The 14,262-nt window shown below is 74.1% G+C and carries 13 protein-coding genes; 5 read left to right on the top strand and 8 right to left on the bottom strand.

Annotated features, from left to right (window positions below; genetic code table 11):
• Nucleotides 1-32: 32 nt before the first annotated feature.
• Genes BM142_RS01965 through BM142_RS01955 form a run of 3 tightly spaced genes read right to left on the bottom strand, consistent with a single transcriptional unit; the run spans nt 33 to nt 2,561 of the window.
• Complete coding sequence (locus tag BM142_RS01965; RefSeq protein ID WP_092195068.1) at nt 33-1,385, bottom strand: lipopolysaccharide biosynthesis protein; 1,353 nt, start codon at nt 1,383-1,385, stop codon at nt 33-35.
• Nucleotides 1,386-1,434: 49 nt separating this feature from the next.
• On the bottom strand, nt 1,435-1,830 hold the full coding sequence (locus tag BM142_RS01960) for a DUF2304 domain-containing protein (RefSeq protein ID WP_175527042.1): 396 nt from the start codon (nt 1,828-1,830) through the stop codon (nt 1,435-1,437).
• A complete protein-coding gene (locus tag BM142_RS01955) occupies nt 1,827-2,561 on the bottom strand; it encodes a glycosyltransferase family 2 protein (RefSeq protein WP_092195066.1) in 735 nt (244 codons plus the stop codon). The genes BM142_RS01960 and BM142_RS01955 overlap by 4 nt, the downstream gene beginning before the upstream one ends.
• 204 nt (nt 2,562-2,765) lie before the next feature.
• Here BM142_RS01955 and BM142_RS01950 point away from each other — a divergent pair, with 204 nt between their 5' ends.
• On the top strand, nt 2,766-3,707 hold the full coding sequence (locus BM142_RS01950) for an NAD-dependent epimerase/dehydratase family protein (protein WP_092195065.1): 942 nt from the start codon (nt 2,766-2,768) through the stop codon (nt 3,705-3,707).
• 66 nt (nt 3,708-3,773) lie between these two features.
• Here the strand turns inward: BM142_RS01950 and gmd are convergent, their stop codons facing one another.
• The 3 genes from gmd to BM142_RS01935 are packed head-to-tail and all read right to left on the bottom strand — an operon-like array spanning nt 3,774 to nt 6,941.
• Nucleotides 3,774-4,787 carry a GDP-mannose 4,6-dehydratase gene (gene gmd, locus BM142_RS01945; protein ID WP_092195064.1) on the bottom strand — a complete coding sequence of 338 codons (1,014 nt, stop codon included), beginning with the start codon at nt 4,785-4,787 and terminating at the stop codon, nt 3,774-3,776.
• Between the two features lie 49 nt (nt 4,788-4,836).
• Nucleotides 4,837-6,027, bottom strand: coding sequence for a DegT/DnrJ/EryC1/StrS family aminotransferase (locus BM142_RS01940; RefSeq protein ID WP_092195063.1), 1,191 nt, complete (start codon nt 6,025-6,027; stop codon nt 4,837-4,839).
• Nucleotides 6,024-6,941 carry an NAD-dependent epimerase/dehydratase family protein gene (locus BM142_RS01935; protein WP_092195062.1) on the bottom strand — a complete coding sequence of 306 codons (918 nt, stop codon included), beginning with the start codon at nt 6,939-6,941 and terminating at the stop codon, nt 6,024-6,026. The genes BM142_RS01940 and BM142_RS01935 overlap by 4 nt, the downstream gene beginning before the upstream one ends.
• A gap of 301 nt (nt 6,942-7,242) precedes the next feature.
• On the opposite strand from BM142_RS01935, the gene BM142_RS01930 reads away from it, so the two are divergent.
• Both BM142_RS01930 and rfbA read left to right on the top strand, forming a co-directional pair.
• Nucleotides 7,243-8,103, top strand: coding sequence for a glycosyltransferase family 2 protein (locus BM142_RS01930; RefSeq protein WP_335340764.1), 861 nt, complete (start codon nt 7,243-7,245; stop codon nt 8,101-8,103).
• 29 nt (nt 8,104-8,132) lie between these two features.
• Nucleotides 8,133-9,011, top strand: coding sequence for a glucose-1-phosphate thymidylyltransferase RfbA (rfbA, locus tag BM142_RS01925; RefSeq protein ID WP_092195060.1), 879 nt, complete (start codon nt 8,133-8,135; stop codon nt 9,009-9,011).
• A gap of 1 nt (nt 9,012) precedes the next feature.
• Here rfbA and BM142_RS01920 read toward each other — a convergent pair whose 3' ends face one another.
• Both BM142_RS01920 and BM142_RS01915 read right to left on the bottom strand, forming a co-directional pair.
• Nucleotides 9,013-10,839, bottom strand: a complete 1,827-nt coding sequence (locus BM142_RS01920; RefSeq protein ID WP_092195059.1) for a DUF6077 domain-containing protein — start codon at nt 10,837-10,839, stop codon at nt 9,013-9,015.
• Between the two features lie 112 nt (nt 10,840-10,951).
• The gene (locus BM142_RS01915) at nt 10,952-12,067 is read right to left on the bottom strand and encodes a glycosyltransferase family 4 protein (RefSeq protein WP_092195058.1); all 1,116 of its coding nucleotides are present in this window, start codon (nt 12,065-12,067) and stop codon (nt 10,952-10,954) included.
• A 62-nt stretch (nt 12,068-12,129) separates the two neighbouring features.
• On the opposite strand from BM142_RS01915, the gene BM142_RS01910 reads away from it, so the two are divergent.
• Together BM142_RS01910 and BM142_RS01905 are read left to right on the top strand one after the other, a co-directional pair.
• On the top strand, nt 12,130-13,197 hold the full coding sequence (locus BM142_RS01910; protein ID WP_217640519.1) for a glycosyltransferase family 4 protein: 1,068 nt from the start codon (nt 12,130-12,132) through the stop codon (nt 13,195-13,197).
• A complete protein-coding gene (locus BM142_RS01905; protein ID WP_175527041.1) occupies nt 13,194-14,255 on the top strand; it encodes a glycosyltransferase family 2 protein in 1,062 nt (353 codons plus the stop codon). The genes BM142_RS01910 and BM142_RS01905 overlap by 4 nt, the downstream gene beginning before the upstream one ends.
• Nucleotides 14,256-14,262 lie beyond the last annotated feature (7 nt).

Below are 14,262 nucleotides of genomic sequence, written 5' to 3'. Positions count from 1 at the left end.
GCCCTCGGCCCCGCGTCGCGCGGGGCGCCGGTTCACTGCGGCCGCACGTCCAGCGCGCCCTCGAGCGGTCCGTCCGCGACCGGGCCGGCGCTCAGCGGACGGGCCAGCCGCCGGCGGAGGGCCAGCGCGGGCCACACGGTGGCGGCCACCGTCGCCGCCAGGAAGGCCAGGCCGACCCGCTGCTCCAGCCGCAGCGGGACGGCGATCACGACGAGGAACGCGCCGGTGCCCAGCACCCAGCCGATCACCGACGTGGCGTAGGCCCGGAGCGCGATCAGCGTCTGCGCGAGCGCCGAGGCGAGCATGAAGAGCCCGGCGCCGACGGCCAGCGGCCAGATGTCGGTGCGCGTGGTCTGGTACTCCGGCCCGTAGAACAGCGTCACCAGCCAGGGGCCCACCCCGACGAAGACCACGACCCCGGCCAGGGCCAGCGCGGTCACGGCCGCGACGACGGCGCGCAGCCGGCCCACGAAGCCCGCCCGGTCGCCCCGGGCGACGAGGGCCGCCATCCCCGGCAGGAATGCGGCCTGGATGGCCGAGAAGAGGAACAACGGCATGCGGGCGAGCACCAGCACGCTGATGAACACCCCGGCGCGGGCCGCCTCGGCCGGCCCGGCGAGCACGCTGGCCGCGACCGGCGCGGCGTTCACCACGAACTGTGCGAGCAGGGTTCCCACCATCAGCACGCCGAGCGCGCCGGCCAGCTCCCGCCAGGTGTCGTCGGGCGGTGCCGGCTCGGTCGCCGGACCCAGCCGCCAGGCGGTCGCGAGGACGGCGGCGACCGGGGCCGCGGCCAGGGCGAAGCCGTACCAGCCCACCGTGTCCACGCCGACGAGGGCCAGCGCCGCGGAGACGACCAGCCGGAGCACGCCGTCGATCCCGAGCTGCCAGCCGTACCGGCCGAACGCCTCGGCCCCGGCGAAGGCGCCGCGGGTGAGGTGCTCGGCGCCGAGACCGGCCAGGCCCACGAGCAGCGCCAAGACGAGGGACTCCTGACCGCTGAACACGCGGTCGGCCAGCGGCTCGGAGAAGACGACCAGCCCGACACCGATCAGCACGACCAGGGCGCCGGCCAGCAGGCAGCCGCGCAGGAACAGCTGCCGCGACCCGAGGCCGGCCGCACGGCGGTGGGCGATCGCCCGGCCGAGCTCCTGCTCCAGCGGCTGGAAGAACGCCGGGCCCGCCGCGTTCACGATCACCCACAGGGTCGCCAGCGGGGCGAACGCGGCCGGCCCCAGGGCCCGGCCGCTGATCGACAGGAAGGCGAAGGACGCCAGGCCGAGCACGACGAGCCCGAGGCCGACCGAGCCGATCTGCTGGGTCAGCGCGGGCAGGCGGCGGCTGATGGGAACCTCCAGGGACGGTGGGGCGGCGCCGGAGGCCAACGGGCCGGGCGGTGCGTGCCGCCCGGGGGCGGAACCGCCCGGCGGGTGCTCAGCTGGCGCGCGAGTCCTTGCTCAGGTCCGCGGGCAGCACGGTCGCCTCGACCACGTCGGCCCGCAGCCGGGCCTCCGCCTCGCCGAGGGCCACCTGGCGGGCCAGCCGGGTCATCCGCGCCTCCTGCTCGCGGAAGCGCACGCTCACGCTGCCGACCAGGTAGATGATGACGACGGCCAGCACGTACAGCAGGAGGTCGGTACCACGGGTCACGCCCGACCAGTCGGCGAGGCTCTGCAGGACGCCGGGGAAGAGCACGCTGAGCACACCGGCGACGACGGTGAGGCCGGCGATGAGCTTGCGGCGGGCCTGCCCGCGGACGGAGTTCCGGGAGCGCAGCGACAGGACGACCGCGAGGACGACGGCCGGCACCAGCAGGAACTGGATGATCACTTGCGGCTCCACGTGGTGATCCGGTGCGACACGATGTCGGCGAGGATGTTGATGCTGTTGAGCAGCGGCTGGCCCTTGGAGCGCGAGTACTCGGTGTAGAGGACGTGGACCGGGTACTCGGTGACGCGCAGCGGGGAGCTGGTGAGCACCTGCTCCAGCTCGCTCGCGTGCGCCATGCCGATGTGGGCCAGGTCGATCTTCGCGGCGACCTCCCGGGTCACCAGGCGCAGCCCGTTGTGCGCGTCGGTCAGCCGCACCTCGCTGCCGCGGTTGAACACCTTGGTGGCGACCTTGAGGATCGTGCGCCGCAGCCAGCTCATCTCGGTCCGGGCGTCGCCGTCCAGGAAGCGTGACCCGAGAACGACGTCGTAGCCCTGCTTGATCTTCTCGATCATCCCGAGCAGGTCCTGAGCCTGGTGCTGGCCGTCGGCGTCGAACGTGGCGATGTACTTCGCGTCGGTGAACCGCTGCGCCGCCTCGAACCCGGTCTGCAGGGCGCCACCCTGCCCGAGGTTGATCGGGTGGGTGACGCGCACCGCACCCGCCTTGTCGATCTCCTCGGCGGAGTGGTCGGAGCTGCCGTCGTCGACGGCGATGACGACCATCCCGAGGTCGACCAGCTCTCTGATGACGCCCGCCACGACCGTGGCCTCGTTGTAGACCGGCATGACGACCGCGGTCTCCGCGCGCCGCGACAGCGGCGCGAGAGCGACGGGAAGCGTTCGGTTCATTACGCCGATGTTAGAGGAATCGGGGCCCGTTCCAGGGAGGCGGACGGATCGGTTCGTCCCATGGGTCACAGCCGCACCGGACCCCCCGACGGCCCCTTCCGCACGGGTCCGGCGAGCACCCGCGGACCGGCCGGGCGGGGGCCGGGGCGCACCCGTCACCGCCTAGTGTCGCTGGAGACGACCACCAGACGGGAGCCGACACGCATGACACGGATCTTGATCACCGGAGGGGCCGGGTTCATCGGCTCCAACCTGGCCCGCCTGGCCCTGGCCAGCCCCGGCGTCACCGGCGTGGTCGTGCTGGACGACCTCTCGACCGGGGCCCGCGAGAACCTCGCCGGGCTCGACGTCGAGTTCCACGAGGGCTCGATCACCGATCCGGAGGCGCTGGACCGGGCCGTGGCGGGGGTCGACGCGGTGGCCCACCTGGCCGCGATGGCCAGCGTGCCCCAGTCGATCGACGATCCGATGGGCTGCCACGAGGTGAACGCGACCGGCACCCTGCGGGTCCTCGAGGCGTGCCGGCGGCACGGGGTCGACCAGGTCGTCGCCGCCTCGTCGAGCGCGGTGTACGGCGCCAACCCCGCCCCGGTGAAGAGCGAGCGGGACTGGGTCCGCCCGCTGAGCCCGTACGCCGTGAGCAAGCTGGCCACCGAGCAGTACCTGCTCGCCTACCAGACCTGCTACGGCATGTCGACGATGGCCTTCCGCTTCTTCAACGTCTACGGCCCCGGCCAGCCGGCCGGCCACGTGTACGCGGCGGTGATCCCCATCTTCACCGAGTCGCTCCTGGCCGGGCGCCCGCTGCCGGTCAACGGCGACGGCAGCCAGACCCGCGACTTCGTCTTCGTGGGGACCGTCTGCCGCATCCTGCTGACGGCGCTGCTGGAGCGGCGGTCGCACGAGGAGCCGGTGAACATCGCGCTGAACACCGAGACGTCGCTGCTGGAGCTGGTCGGCGCCCTCGAGAAGGCGACCGGCCAGACGGCCGAGGTCGAGTTCCGCCCGCCCCGCGCCGGGGAGATCGCCCAGTCGCGCGCCGACGACAGCGTGCTGCGCTCCCTCTTCCCCGACCTCGACCCCGTCCCGCTCTCCGCCGGGCTCGCCGAGACCGTGGCCTGGTTCCGCGCCCGGGCGGGCGCCTAGTCGTGCAACGCCGACGGGGCCCGCGACCGGTGTGGTCGCGGGCCCCGTCGGGGATCGTGCGGGAACTCAGTGGTCGATGCGCACCTTGCGGCCGGACCGCTCGTCGTCCAGCTGCTGGATGTCGGCGTCGACCATGATCTTGACCAGGTCCGGGGGCAGCACCTTCGGCACCCAGCCCAGCTCGCGCTCGGCCTTGGAGGCGTCGCCGATCAGCGCGTCGACCTCGGTGGGCCGCTCGTAGCGCTCGTCGTGCTTGACGTACTTCTCCCACTCCAGGTCCGCGTGCTCGAACGCCATCCGGACGAAGTCCTTGACCGAGTACGCGGTGCCGGTCGCCAGGACGAAGTCCTGCGGGGTGTCGTGCTGGAGCATCCGCCACATGCCCTCGACGTACTCGGGCGCGTAGCCCCAGTCGCGGACGGCGTCCAGGTTCCCCATGTGCAGGGCGGGCTGCAGCCCGGCCTTGATCCGCGCGACCGCCCGGGTGACCTTGCGGGTCACGAACGTCTCGCCACGGCGGGGCGACTCGTGGTTGAAGAGGATGCCGTTCACCGCGAACATGCCGTAGGCCTCGCGGTAGTTCTTGGTCGCCCAGTAGGCGTAGACCTTGGCCACGCCGTAGGGGCTGCGCGGGTAGAACGGCGTGTCCTCGGCCTGCGGGGGCGGGGTGGCGCCGAACATCTCCGACGACGACGCCTGGTAGATCTTGGTCTCGACGCCGGCCGAGCGGATGGCCTCCAGCAGCCGCATGGCGGCGATGCCGGTGACGTCGCCGGTGAACACCGGCTGGTCGAACGAGACCCGCACGTGCGACTGGGCGCCGAGGTTGTAGACCTCGTCGGGGTTGATCTCGCGGATCAGGTTGATCAGGTTGACGCCGTCGTTGAGGTCCCCGTAGTGCAGGAACAGGTGGCGGTCGCTGTCGTGCGGGTCCTGGAAGATCGGGTCCAGGCGCTCGGTGTTGAAGCTCGACGAGCGGCGCACGATGCCGTGGACGTCGTAGCCCTTCTCGAGCAGGAGCTCGGCCAGGTACGAACCGTCCTGACCGGTGATACCGGTGATCAGAGCCTTCTTGGTCATGAGTGTCTTCCTTGGTCCCGTGGTGGTCTGAGGGTGGGGAGCCGGAGGGCTACCGGCGGTCCAGGCAGCGGCCGAGGGCCTCGTCGAGGACGGCGAGCTCGCGGGTGAGGTCCTTCTCCTGGTTGCCGACGAAGAAGCCGTGGTCGTTGACGACCTCGGCGTTCTTCAGCTCCCCGGAGATGCGGTGGTCCAGGTGCTTGAGCACCGGCTGCCGGGTGAAGTTGCCGGCCACGATCGGCCGGTACTCCACCCCGGCCGCGTCGAGGGCGTCCAGCACCGTCCGGCGGTCGACGCCGGCGCCCGGGTCGACGATCATCGAGAAGCCGAACCAGCTGCTCTCGCCGGTCTCGCGCTGCGGGCGCAGCTGCGGGTACTGGCCGACGACCTCGAGGAACGTGCGGGCGTTGCGCCGCCGTCCCTCGATGAACTCCGGCAGCCGGGCCACCTGCACCTGGGCGAGGGCGGCCTCCATCTCGATGGGGCGCACGTTGTACCCGGGCAGGAAGAAGTGGAAGGACTCCATGAACGGGTCCGGGTTCTTCCGCCCGCCGATCAGGTTCTCCTCGGGCAGGTCCCGCGTCCAGCCGTGCGCGCGCAGCGCCAGCAGCAGGTGGTGCAGCTCGTCGTCGTCGGTGCTGATGTACCCACCCTCCATCGTGGAGATGTGGTGGGAGAAGAACGAGCTGTAGGTGCCCATCTGGCCGAACGTGCCGGCCTGGCGCCCGTTGTAGGTGGCCCCGAGGGACTCGCAGTTGTCCTCGATGAGCAGCAGCCCGCGCTCGTCGCAGAACGCCTGCAGCCGGTCGAAGTCGTTGGGGTTGCCCAGCAGGTTGACCGTCATCACCGCGCGGGTGCGGTCGGTGACCGCCGCCGCGAGCGCGTCCAGGTCGTAGTTGAGCGTGTCGAGGTCGACGTCGACGAACACCTGCCGCAGGCCGTACTGGTGCAGCGGGTAGTACGTCGTCGGCCAGGAGACGGCCGGCACCAGGACCTCGTCGCCCGGGGCGAGGGCACCCTCGGAGCGGTACATGAGCGCACCGACCATGAGCAGGTTCGCCGAGCTGCCGGAGTTCACCATCACGGTGTGCCGGGCGCCGAGGAAGTCGGCGAACTGCCGCTCGGCGGCCCGGACCTCCGGGCCCATGGAGAACCGCCCGCTCGCGGTCACCCGCGCCAGGGCGGCGTACTCGTCCGCCACCCAGGAGCTCGTGGCGAGGGGGTAACGGGGCGTGGCGCTCATCGGGCCGTCTCCAGGTAGTGCTCGTAGGTGCGCCGCAGGCCGTCGGTCAGGGACGTCGGGGCCTTCCAGCCCCACGCATCCGCCAGGTCCACCGACAGCAGCTTGCGCTTCATGCCGACCAGCTTGGACGTGTCGTGGACGAACGTCCCGCCCCACCCGACGACGTCGGCGATCTCGGCGTAGTACTCGTTGATCGTGTAGTCGTGCCCCAGGCCGACGTTCACCAGCGGGGGCAGGGTGTCCCACCGCTCGATCGCGTGCCCCACGAAGTCGACGAGGTCACCGACGTACATGAACTCGCGGCGGGCGGTGCCGTCGCCCCAGATCTCCACCTCGGCATCGCCGGCCCGGCGGGCGTCGTCGATCTTGCGGATGGCCGAGGGCACCATGTGGCTGCGGGGCGGCTCGAAGTGGTCGCCCGGGCCGTACAGGTTGCACGGGATGGCCGTCTTGTAGTCGCAGCGCGGGTCGTCGTTGCGCAGCATCGCCGCGTACTTGAGGACGGCGATCTTGGCGACCGCGTACCCCTCGTTGGTGGGCTCGAGCGGGCCGGTGTGCAGGTCGTCCTCGCGGAGCTGCTCGTCCCGGTCCTTCGGGTAGATGCAGCTGCTGCCGAGGTTGAGCACCCGCGGGACGCCGGCCAGCCGGGCCGCCTCCAGCACGTTGAGGCCCATCATCGTGTTCTCGTACAGGAACAGCGCGTTCGCCGCGGCGTTGGCCGCGATCCCGCCGACCCGGCCGGCCGCGTGGATGATCAGGTCCGGAGCCAGCCGGCTGACCGTCTCCTGCACGCTCCGGGCGTCGAGGAGGTCGAAGGTGTCCCGGCCGGGCGCCTGGACCTCGTGGGCTTCGGAGAGGCCCCGGACGAGATTGCTCCCGACCATGCCCCTCCCTCCGGTGATCAAGAGGCGCATCCGGTCCGAACTCCTGGCTCTCGGGTGGTGGACGTCGAGGAAGGCATCCATCGACGGGCGGCGGTAACGGGCACCACGGACGGTCGTGACGGGCCCGTGGCGCCGTGTCCCGGAGTCCCCTCCGGATCGACCACCCGGCCCGTCCTGGCCCGCGGCCGCACGGCCGTCGGACCCGTCCGTCACAGTACCGTGACACAGCCCGCCGCCGGCTGCCTCGCGGCCGACCGCGGGCACCGCAGCACCACTGGCCACAGCCGCCCCAGCGGCCGCGCACAGCCGCCCGCGCGGCCGCCTCCGGGCGGTGCCCCGACCCTCCGTCTGGGAGACTTCCGGGGCCTCCCGGGCGCACCCGCCCGGGGCGGCCCGCCCCTCCCGCAACGCACAGGCAGGTTCTCAGGTGCTTCCGTCGATCAGCGTCGTGACCCCCACGTTCAACCAGGCCCGGTTCATCGAGCAGGCCGTGGACTCGGTCCGCGACCAGCACTACCCGAACCTGGAGCACATCGTCTACGACGGGCTGTCCACCGACGACACCCTCGAGGTGCTGAAGCGGTACGGCGACGACCTCGTCGTCGTCTCGGAGGCCGACTCGGGCCAGACCGAGGCCATCAACAAGGGGCTGCGGCGGGCGACCGGCGACGTCATCTGCTGGCTGAACTCCGACGACTACCTGCTGCCCGGTGCCCTGCAGGCCGTGGGCGAGTACTTCGCGGCCCACCCCGAGGCCACCTGGGTCACCGGCGACGGCGTGATCGTCGACGTCGACGGCACGCCCATCCAGCGCCCGGTGCGCACCTACAAGCAGGTCCTGCGCCGGTTCGGGCCCTCGGCGTACCTCGGCCTGGCCAACGGCATCGTGCAGCCGGCCACGTTCTGGCGCCGCTCCGTCCACGACGAGCTCGGCTACCTCGACGAGTCGCTGCACTACACGATGGACTACGACTGGTGGCTGCGGCTCCTCACCACCGGGCGCCCCGGGAAGATCGACCGGCCGATGTGCGGCTTCCGGATCCACGACGCGTCCAAGAGCGGCAGCCTCTACGAGCAGATGCTCGACGAGGACTACCTGACGTTCCGCCGGCACACCTCCTCGCGGGCGCTGTCCGCCGCGCACAAGGCCCACAACGCGCTCATCCTGGCCGCCTACCGTCGGATCAAGTAGCCGGCCGGCGGCGCCGATAGGCTGAGCCGATGCGAGGGATCATCTTGGCCGGCGGCAGCGGGACGCGGCTCTACCCGATCACCAAGGCGATCAGCAAGCAGCTGATGCCGATCTACGACAAGCCGATGGTCTACTACCCGCTGTCCCTGCTGATGAATGCGGGGATCCGCGAGGTCCTGGTCATCACCACGCCGGAGGACCAGGCGGGCTTCCAGCGGCTGCTCGGCGACGGCTCGGACGTCGGCATCGAGATCAGCTACGCCGTCCAGCCGCGCCCCGAGGGCCTGGCCCAGGCGTTCGTCATCGGGGCGGAGTTCATCGGCGACCAGCCGGTCGCCCTCGTCCTGGGCGACAACATCTTCTACGGGACGGGGCTGGGCGAGAGCCTCCGCGCGAACACCGACCCCCAGGGCGGGCACGTCTTCGCCTACCACGTGGCCAACCCCACCGACTACGGCGTCGTGGAGTTCGACGCGGCCGGCCGGGTCATCTCCATCGAGGAGAAGCCGGCCGAGCCCAAGAGCAACTACGCGGTGCCCGGGCTGTACTTCTACGACAACCAGGTGGTCGACATCGCCGCCAAGATCCAGCCGAGCGCCCGCGGCGAGCTGGAGATCACCGCCGTCAACGACGAGTACCTGCGGCGCGGGCAGCTGACGGTCACCGTGCTCCCCCGCGGCACCGCGTGGCTCGACACCGGCACGCACGTGTCGATGATGCAGGCGGCCGAGTTCGTGCAGGTCGTCGAGGAGCGGCAGGGCTGGAAGATCGGCTGCATCGAGGAGATCGCCTGGCGTCGCGGCTTCATCGACGACGACCAGCTCGCGGCCCTCGCCCGGCCGCTGCAGAAGAGCGGGTACGGCGACTACCTGCTGCGGCTGCTCTCGGAGTCCGGCCCGCCCGCCTGAGTCACCCCGCCGCCCGGCGCTCGACGCAGGTCAGGGCGCCGTTGGAGAACCGCTGCTCGTAGCCCTCGGCGCCCAGCAGGTCCAGCAGCGGGACCGCATCGGCGAACGTGCAGACGATCTGCACGTCGAGGGCGGTCAGCGCGGCGGGCGCGGCGGCCAGGTCGGCGGGCGCCGCACCGCCGTCCGCCAACCGCTGCAGCACGCCCCGCTCCGCCATCTGCGCCCCGGGGAGGTCCGCGTAGTCGGCCATGTACGCCGGCCGCGAGCCGACCCGGCGGACGTCGGCGGTGACGACGCCGAGCGCGGCGGTGGACTCCACGGGCGCGGCCACCCTGCCCGCCGGCTCCTGGGCCGCGACCCACCGGGCCATCTTGAGATGGGCCGGGGAGATCTTCCACTCGGCGGGAGCGAGCCGGGCGCCGTTGGTGGTGCTCCACAGCGGCACCCCGCCCCAGACGAGAGCGCCCGCGACGACGACCGCGACCGGCACCCCGAGGGGCAGCCGCCGCGGCCCGCCCGGGATCGCCGCGAGCATGCCGACCAGCGCGGGCACGGGCACGATCCAGGTCAGCCGCCAGGCGATCGCGTCGGTGCCCATGACCGCGACGGCGACGTCGTACAGGACCGGCACGGCGATCAGCAGGCCGGCGCCGACGGCCGCCGCCGCGGTCCACCTGCCGGCGGCGTCCGCGCCGGACCACCAGCGCGGCCAGAGACCGCCGAGCAGCACCACCACGGCCGCGACGACGACGACGGCCGCCGGGATCCCGGTCCCCAGCACCTTCGCCCAGGGGCCCGCCGCGGCCGCGTCCACCAGGCCGATGCCGCGCGCCTCGCCGGCGAGGACGGTCACCGCACCGGCGGCCAGCGCGGGGCCGGCACCGGCGGCGAACGCCGCTCCCGCCAGAGCCGGGCGCCGGGCCAGCAGCCCGGGGACCAGCGCGACCAGCACCACGCCGGGGACGACGAAGATGGCGGCGGGGGTCAGCCCGACCGAGGCCACCCCCAGCAGGGCGGTGACCAGCAGCGCCGCTCGCCGGGCCCGCTCCCCCTCCACCTTCCAGAGCGCCGCCACGACGGCGTAGAGCAGCGGGACGACCAGCGCGAGGAAGACCACCTTCCCCTGCCAGATCCGCCCCAGGTGCAGGTTGCCCCAGGACGCGGCGGTCGCCCCGCCGAACACCAGGAAGACCCCCGCCAGGGCCAGGCACGCCCCCGGCCGGCGGACGCCCCAGGCCCGCAGCAGCATCCACAGCGCCCAGACGGCGCCCGCGGCCACGACGGGCGGGAACAGGACGTACACCACGGTGCCCGCGCTGAGCCCGGAGACCCGCGCCACCCAGCCCAGCAGCGCCTCGATCGACGGCAGGTAGGGCGTCTGGGCGGCCAGCCCGGGCCACGCCCCGTCGGAGAAGAGGACGTCGCCGACCCGCACGTCGCCGTGCGCGGCGATCCACGTGCTGCGGACGACGTAGGACGCGTCGTCGAGGTCGGGGCGGACGACGAGAAGGGACCCGACGGCCGCGCCCAGGGCGAGCGCCAGCGGGGGCCACGGCGAGGCCGCGGGGATGCCGGCGAGCACCGGTCGCAGCCACCGGACCGTGGCCGCCACCACGAGCGGCGCCGTCGCCAGCCAGGTCCAGAAGGCGACCGACGACGGCGCGACGCCGGCGAGCGCGACCAGGTAGCAGACGCACCAGCCGGCGAAGACGGCCACGCCGGAGAGCACGGTGAGGTCGGCGAACGCGACCAGCCGCGCGCGCCGGAGGGGAGCACGCCCGGCAGGACCACCGGCGTCCGGCGGCCGGTCGAGCAGCGGGACGGACACCCAGGGCTCCCAACGAGGATGAGGCGCGGCCACCGGCCCGGCGTCGTGCACCGGTCAGCGGGCCGTCGTGTGCCGCGGTACGGCGAGGATGCCCGTCCGGTCCCCGGCCCGGTCAGCCGGGCCGGTCCGCGCCGCACAGGTCGCGGTAGAGGCTCTCCAGTTCTACCGCAGCCGCCGCCCAGGTGAACAGCGAGGCACGCCGCCGCCCCTCCGCGGACATGCGGGCCCGCTCCCCCGGGTCGTCGACGACGGCCCGCAGCACCCGGGCGAGCTCCGCCGCGTCGCCGGTCGCGGCGATCCGGGTGGCGGCCCCGCCGACCTCGACCAGCGCGGGGTCGGCCGAGGTGACCACCGGCACGCCCGCCGCCATGCCCTCGACGACGGGGAGCCCGAAGCCCTCGGCCCGGCTGGGCACCACGAGCGCCGTGGCGCCGGCGAGCGCCACGCTGAGATCGGTGTCGGAGAGCCTGCCCATGACCCGCACCCGCCCCGCCGGCAGGCCCAGTCCGGCCGCGACCTCGTCCGGGTCCACCCCGCCCCAGCCCGGCTGGCCCACGACCACCAGCGGCAGGTCCGGTGCCGCCGGATCCGCCAGGGCGGCGAGCAGCACGTCCAGCCCCTTGCGCGGCTCGATCGTCGCGAGGCTGAGCAGGTAGCCGGACGCGGGCAGCGCCAGCCGCTGCGCTCGGGCGGCGGCGTCCGGTGGCGGGGCCAGCAGCGCCGCCGTCCCGCCCTCCCCGATCACCTCGACGCGACGGGGACGGACGTGCTCCCGGAGCGCGTCGGCGACCGCCCGGGTGGGCACCACGACGGCGTCGGCCGTGCGCGCCACCCGCTCGGCCATCGTGCGATGCCAGCGGACGCCGCGTGGGGTCAGCGTCTCCGGGTGGGTCCAGGGCACGGCGTCGTGGATCGTGGCCACCAGGGGCCGCCCGCGCCGGGGCGGCACGAGCAGGGTCGGGGCGTGCACGACGTCCGGCCGGCCCCCGGGCGCCGGACCCACGCCACGCTCCCAGGCGGCGATCAGCGGCCGGCGGGGCAGCGGCAGCCGGTGCGGGCCGTCCACGCCGGCCGGCCGGGCGGCCCCGGGACGGCGGTGCCAGGCCACCCAGCCGGACACGGCCAGGTCCGGGCGGCCGGCCAGGGCGGCGGCGACCTCGGCCGAGTAGCGGCCCGTCCCGCCCGGAACGGGGGCGAGGCACTGCTCGAGGACCACCGCGACCCGCACGGCCCCGACCCTAGACGGCGGCGGCGGGCACCCGTGCTGAGATGGTGCCGATGAGGATCGCGGTGGACGGGACCCCCCTGCTGGGGACCGCAACGGGAGTCGGGACGTACGTGCGCGGCCTGCTGGCCGGGCTCGCCGACCTCGGGCACCGGCCCCGCGCGGTGCCGTTCACCCTGCGGGCCGGCGGCCGGCCGGACGGCCTGCCCAGCGCGGTGACCTGGCGACACGTGCCCGCGCCCGCACGGCTGCTGCAGGCCGCGTGGGCGCGGACCCCGCTGCCCCCGGTGGAGGTCTTCGCCGGGAACGTCGACGTCTTCCACGCCACGAACTTCGTGGCGCCCCCGTCGCTGCGGGCGCGGTCGGTGGTCACGGTCCACGACCTCACCTACCTGCGTCACCCGCAGTGGGTCACCCCGGCCGTGGCGCGGTACACCGACCTGGTGCCCCGCGCGCTGCGGAACACGGCCGCGATCGTCGTCACCCCCAGCCGGGCGGTCGCCGACGAGGTCCGGGAGGCCTACGGGCTGCCGGCGGAGCGGGTGGTCGCCACCCCCCTGGGCGTCGACCCGGCATGGGCGCAGGCGGTGCCGGCCGACGACGCGTGGCTCACCTCCCGGGGGCTGCCGGGCCGGTTCGTCCTGTTCACCGGCACCCGCGAGCCCCGGAAGAACCTGACCACCCTGCTCGACGCGCACGCCCGGGCCCGGGCGGCGGGCGAGGTGCCCGACCTGGTCATCGCCGGCCCGGTCGGCTGGGGCCCGGAGCTGCCCGCACGCCCCGGCGTCCACCTCACCGGCTGGCTGGACCCGGGCGACCTGCGCGCCCTGGTCGCCCGTGCGGCCGCCGCGGCGCTCCCGTCGCACTACGAGGGGTTCGGCCTGCCCGTGCTGGAGGCGATGGCGGCCGGCACCCCGGTCCTCGCCAGCGACCTGCCGGTGCACCGGGAGGTCGCGGGGGGCCACGCCCGGCTGGTGCCGCCCACCGACGTGGACGCGTGGGCCGCTGCGCTGCTGGCCCTCCCCCCGCGCCGGCCCGGGAGCGTGGCCGCCGCCCGGGAGTGGGCGGTCGGGCACACCTGGACCGAGTGCGCCCGCCGGACGGTCGGCGCCTACGAGCGGTCGCGGGCGTGACCGAGGCGGCACGGCCGCTGGTCACCGTCGTGGTGGTCACCTGGAACGGCGTGCACCTGCTCGACGACTGCCTGGGCGGCCTGGCCCGCCAGCGGCTCGACCCGGCGCTGTGGCGCGTCCTCGTCGTCGACAACGCCTCGACCGACGGCACGCTCGCGCACCTGGCCCGCGCCCACCCCGACGTCGAGGTGCTGACCTCGCCGGTCAACACGGGGTTCGCCGGCGGCGCCCACCTGGGCCTCGCCCAGGTGCGCACCCCGTACGCGGTTCTGCTCAACAACGACGCGGTCCCCGAGCCGGACTTCCTGGGTGCGCTGGTGCGGGCGGTCGAGGCCCCGGACGCCGGGCGCGTCGCCGCGGTCACCGCCAAGGTGCTGCTGCGCCCGCGCTTCCGGCTGCTGTCCCCGGCCACCGCCGGAGCACCCGCGGCCGGGGACGTCGTCACCGCGGCGGGCGTCTACCGGCCGGACCCGGCGGGCCCCGTCGACCTGGTGAACTCCACCGGCAACGAGGTGACGCGCGGCGGCTACGGGCGGGACCGCGGCTGGCTGCGGCCGGACGGCGGGGACGAGCCGCCGCCGGAGGTGTTCGCGTTCTGCGGCGCGGCCGTGCTGCTGCGGATGGACGCCGTGGCCGAGGTGGGGAACTTCGACCCGGACCTCTTCCTCTACTACGAGGACACCGACCTGTCCTGGCGGCTGCGCGCCGCGGGGTGGACGGTGCGCTACGAGCCGTCGTCCGTCGTCCGCCACGCCCACGGGGCGAGCAGCGACCTCCGCTCCCGGCTGTTCCGCTTCCACGACGACCGCAACCGGCTGCTGGTGCTGGCGAAGAACGCGCCGGCGGCGCTCGCCTGGCGGGCGGCGCTGCGCTACCCGCTGACGGTGGCCTCGCTGACCGTGCACGAGGGGCCCGGCCGCGCGATGACCACCACGCGGCTGCGGGCCTACGGCTCGTTCCTCCGGCTGCTCCCCCGCATGCTGCGCCGGCGGCGGGCGCTGCGGCGCACCGCGGCGGTGCCGCCCCGGGTCACCGCCGGCCTGCTCGTCGAGGACTGAGCGAGGA

The sequence above is a fragment of the Blastococcus tunisiensis genome (assembly GCF_900112815.1).
Classification (GTDB): domain Bacteria; phylum Actinomycetota; class Actinomycetes; order Mycobacteriales; family Geodermatophilaceae; genus Blastococcus_B; species Blastococcus_B tunisiensis.
The sequence above is the reverse complement of the archived record's forward strand: the minus strand, read 5'-3'. Positions and strand labels throughout refer to the sequence as shown.

Coding starts and splice junctions, on each gene's coding strand:
- BM142_RS01955 (WP_092195066.1), bottom strand. CDS start 2,561: ATGAACCGAACGCTTCCCGTCGCTCTCGCGCCGCTGTCGCGGCGCGCG.
- BM142_RS01950 (WP_092195065.1), top strand. CDS start 2,766: ATGACACGGATCTTGATCACCGGAGGGGCCGGGTTCATCGGCTCCAAC.
- gmd (WP_092195064.1), bottom strand. CDS start 4,787: ATGACCAAGAAGGCTCTGATCACCGGTATCACCGGTCAGGACGGTTCG.
- BM142_RS01940 (WP_092195063.1), bottom strand. CDS start 6,027: ATGAGCGCCACGCCCCGTTACCCCCTCGCCACGAGCTCCTGGGTGGCG.
- BM142_RS01935 (WP_092195062.1), bottom strand. CDS start 6,941: ATGCGCCTCTTGATCACCGGAGGGAGGGGCATGGTCGGGAGCAATCTC.
- rfbA (WP_092195060.1), top strand. CDS start 8,133: ATGCGAGGGATCATCTTGGCCGGCGGCAGCGGGACGCGGCTCTACCCG.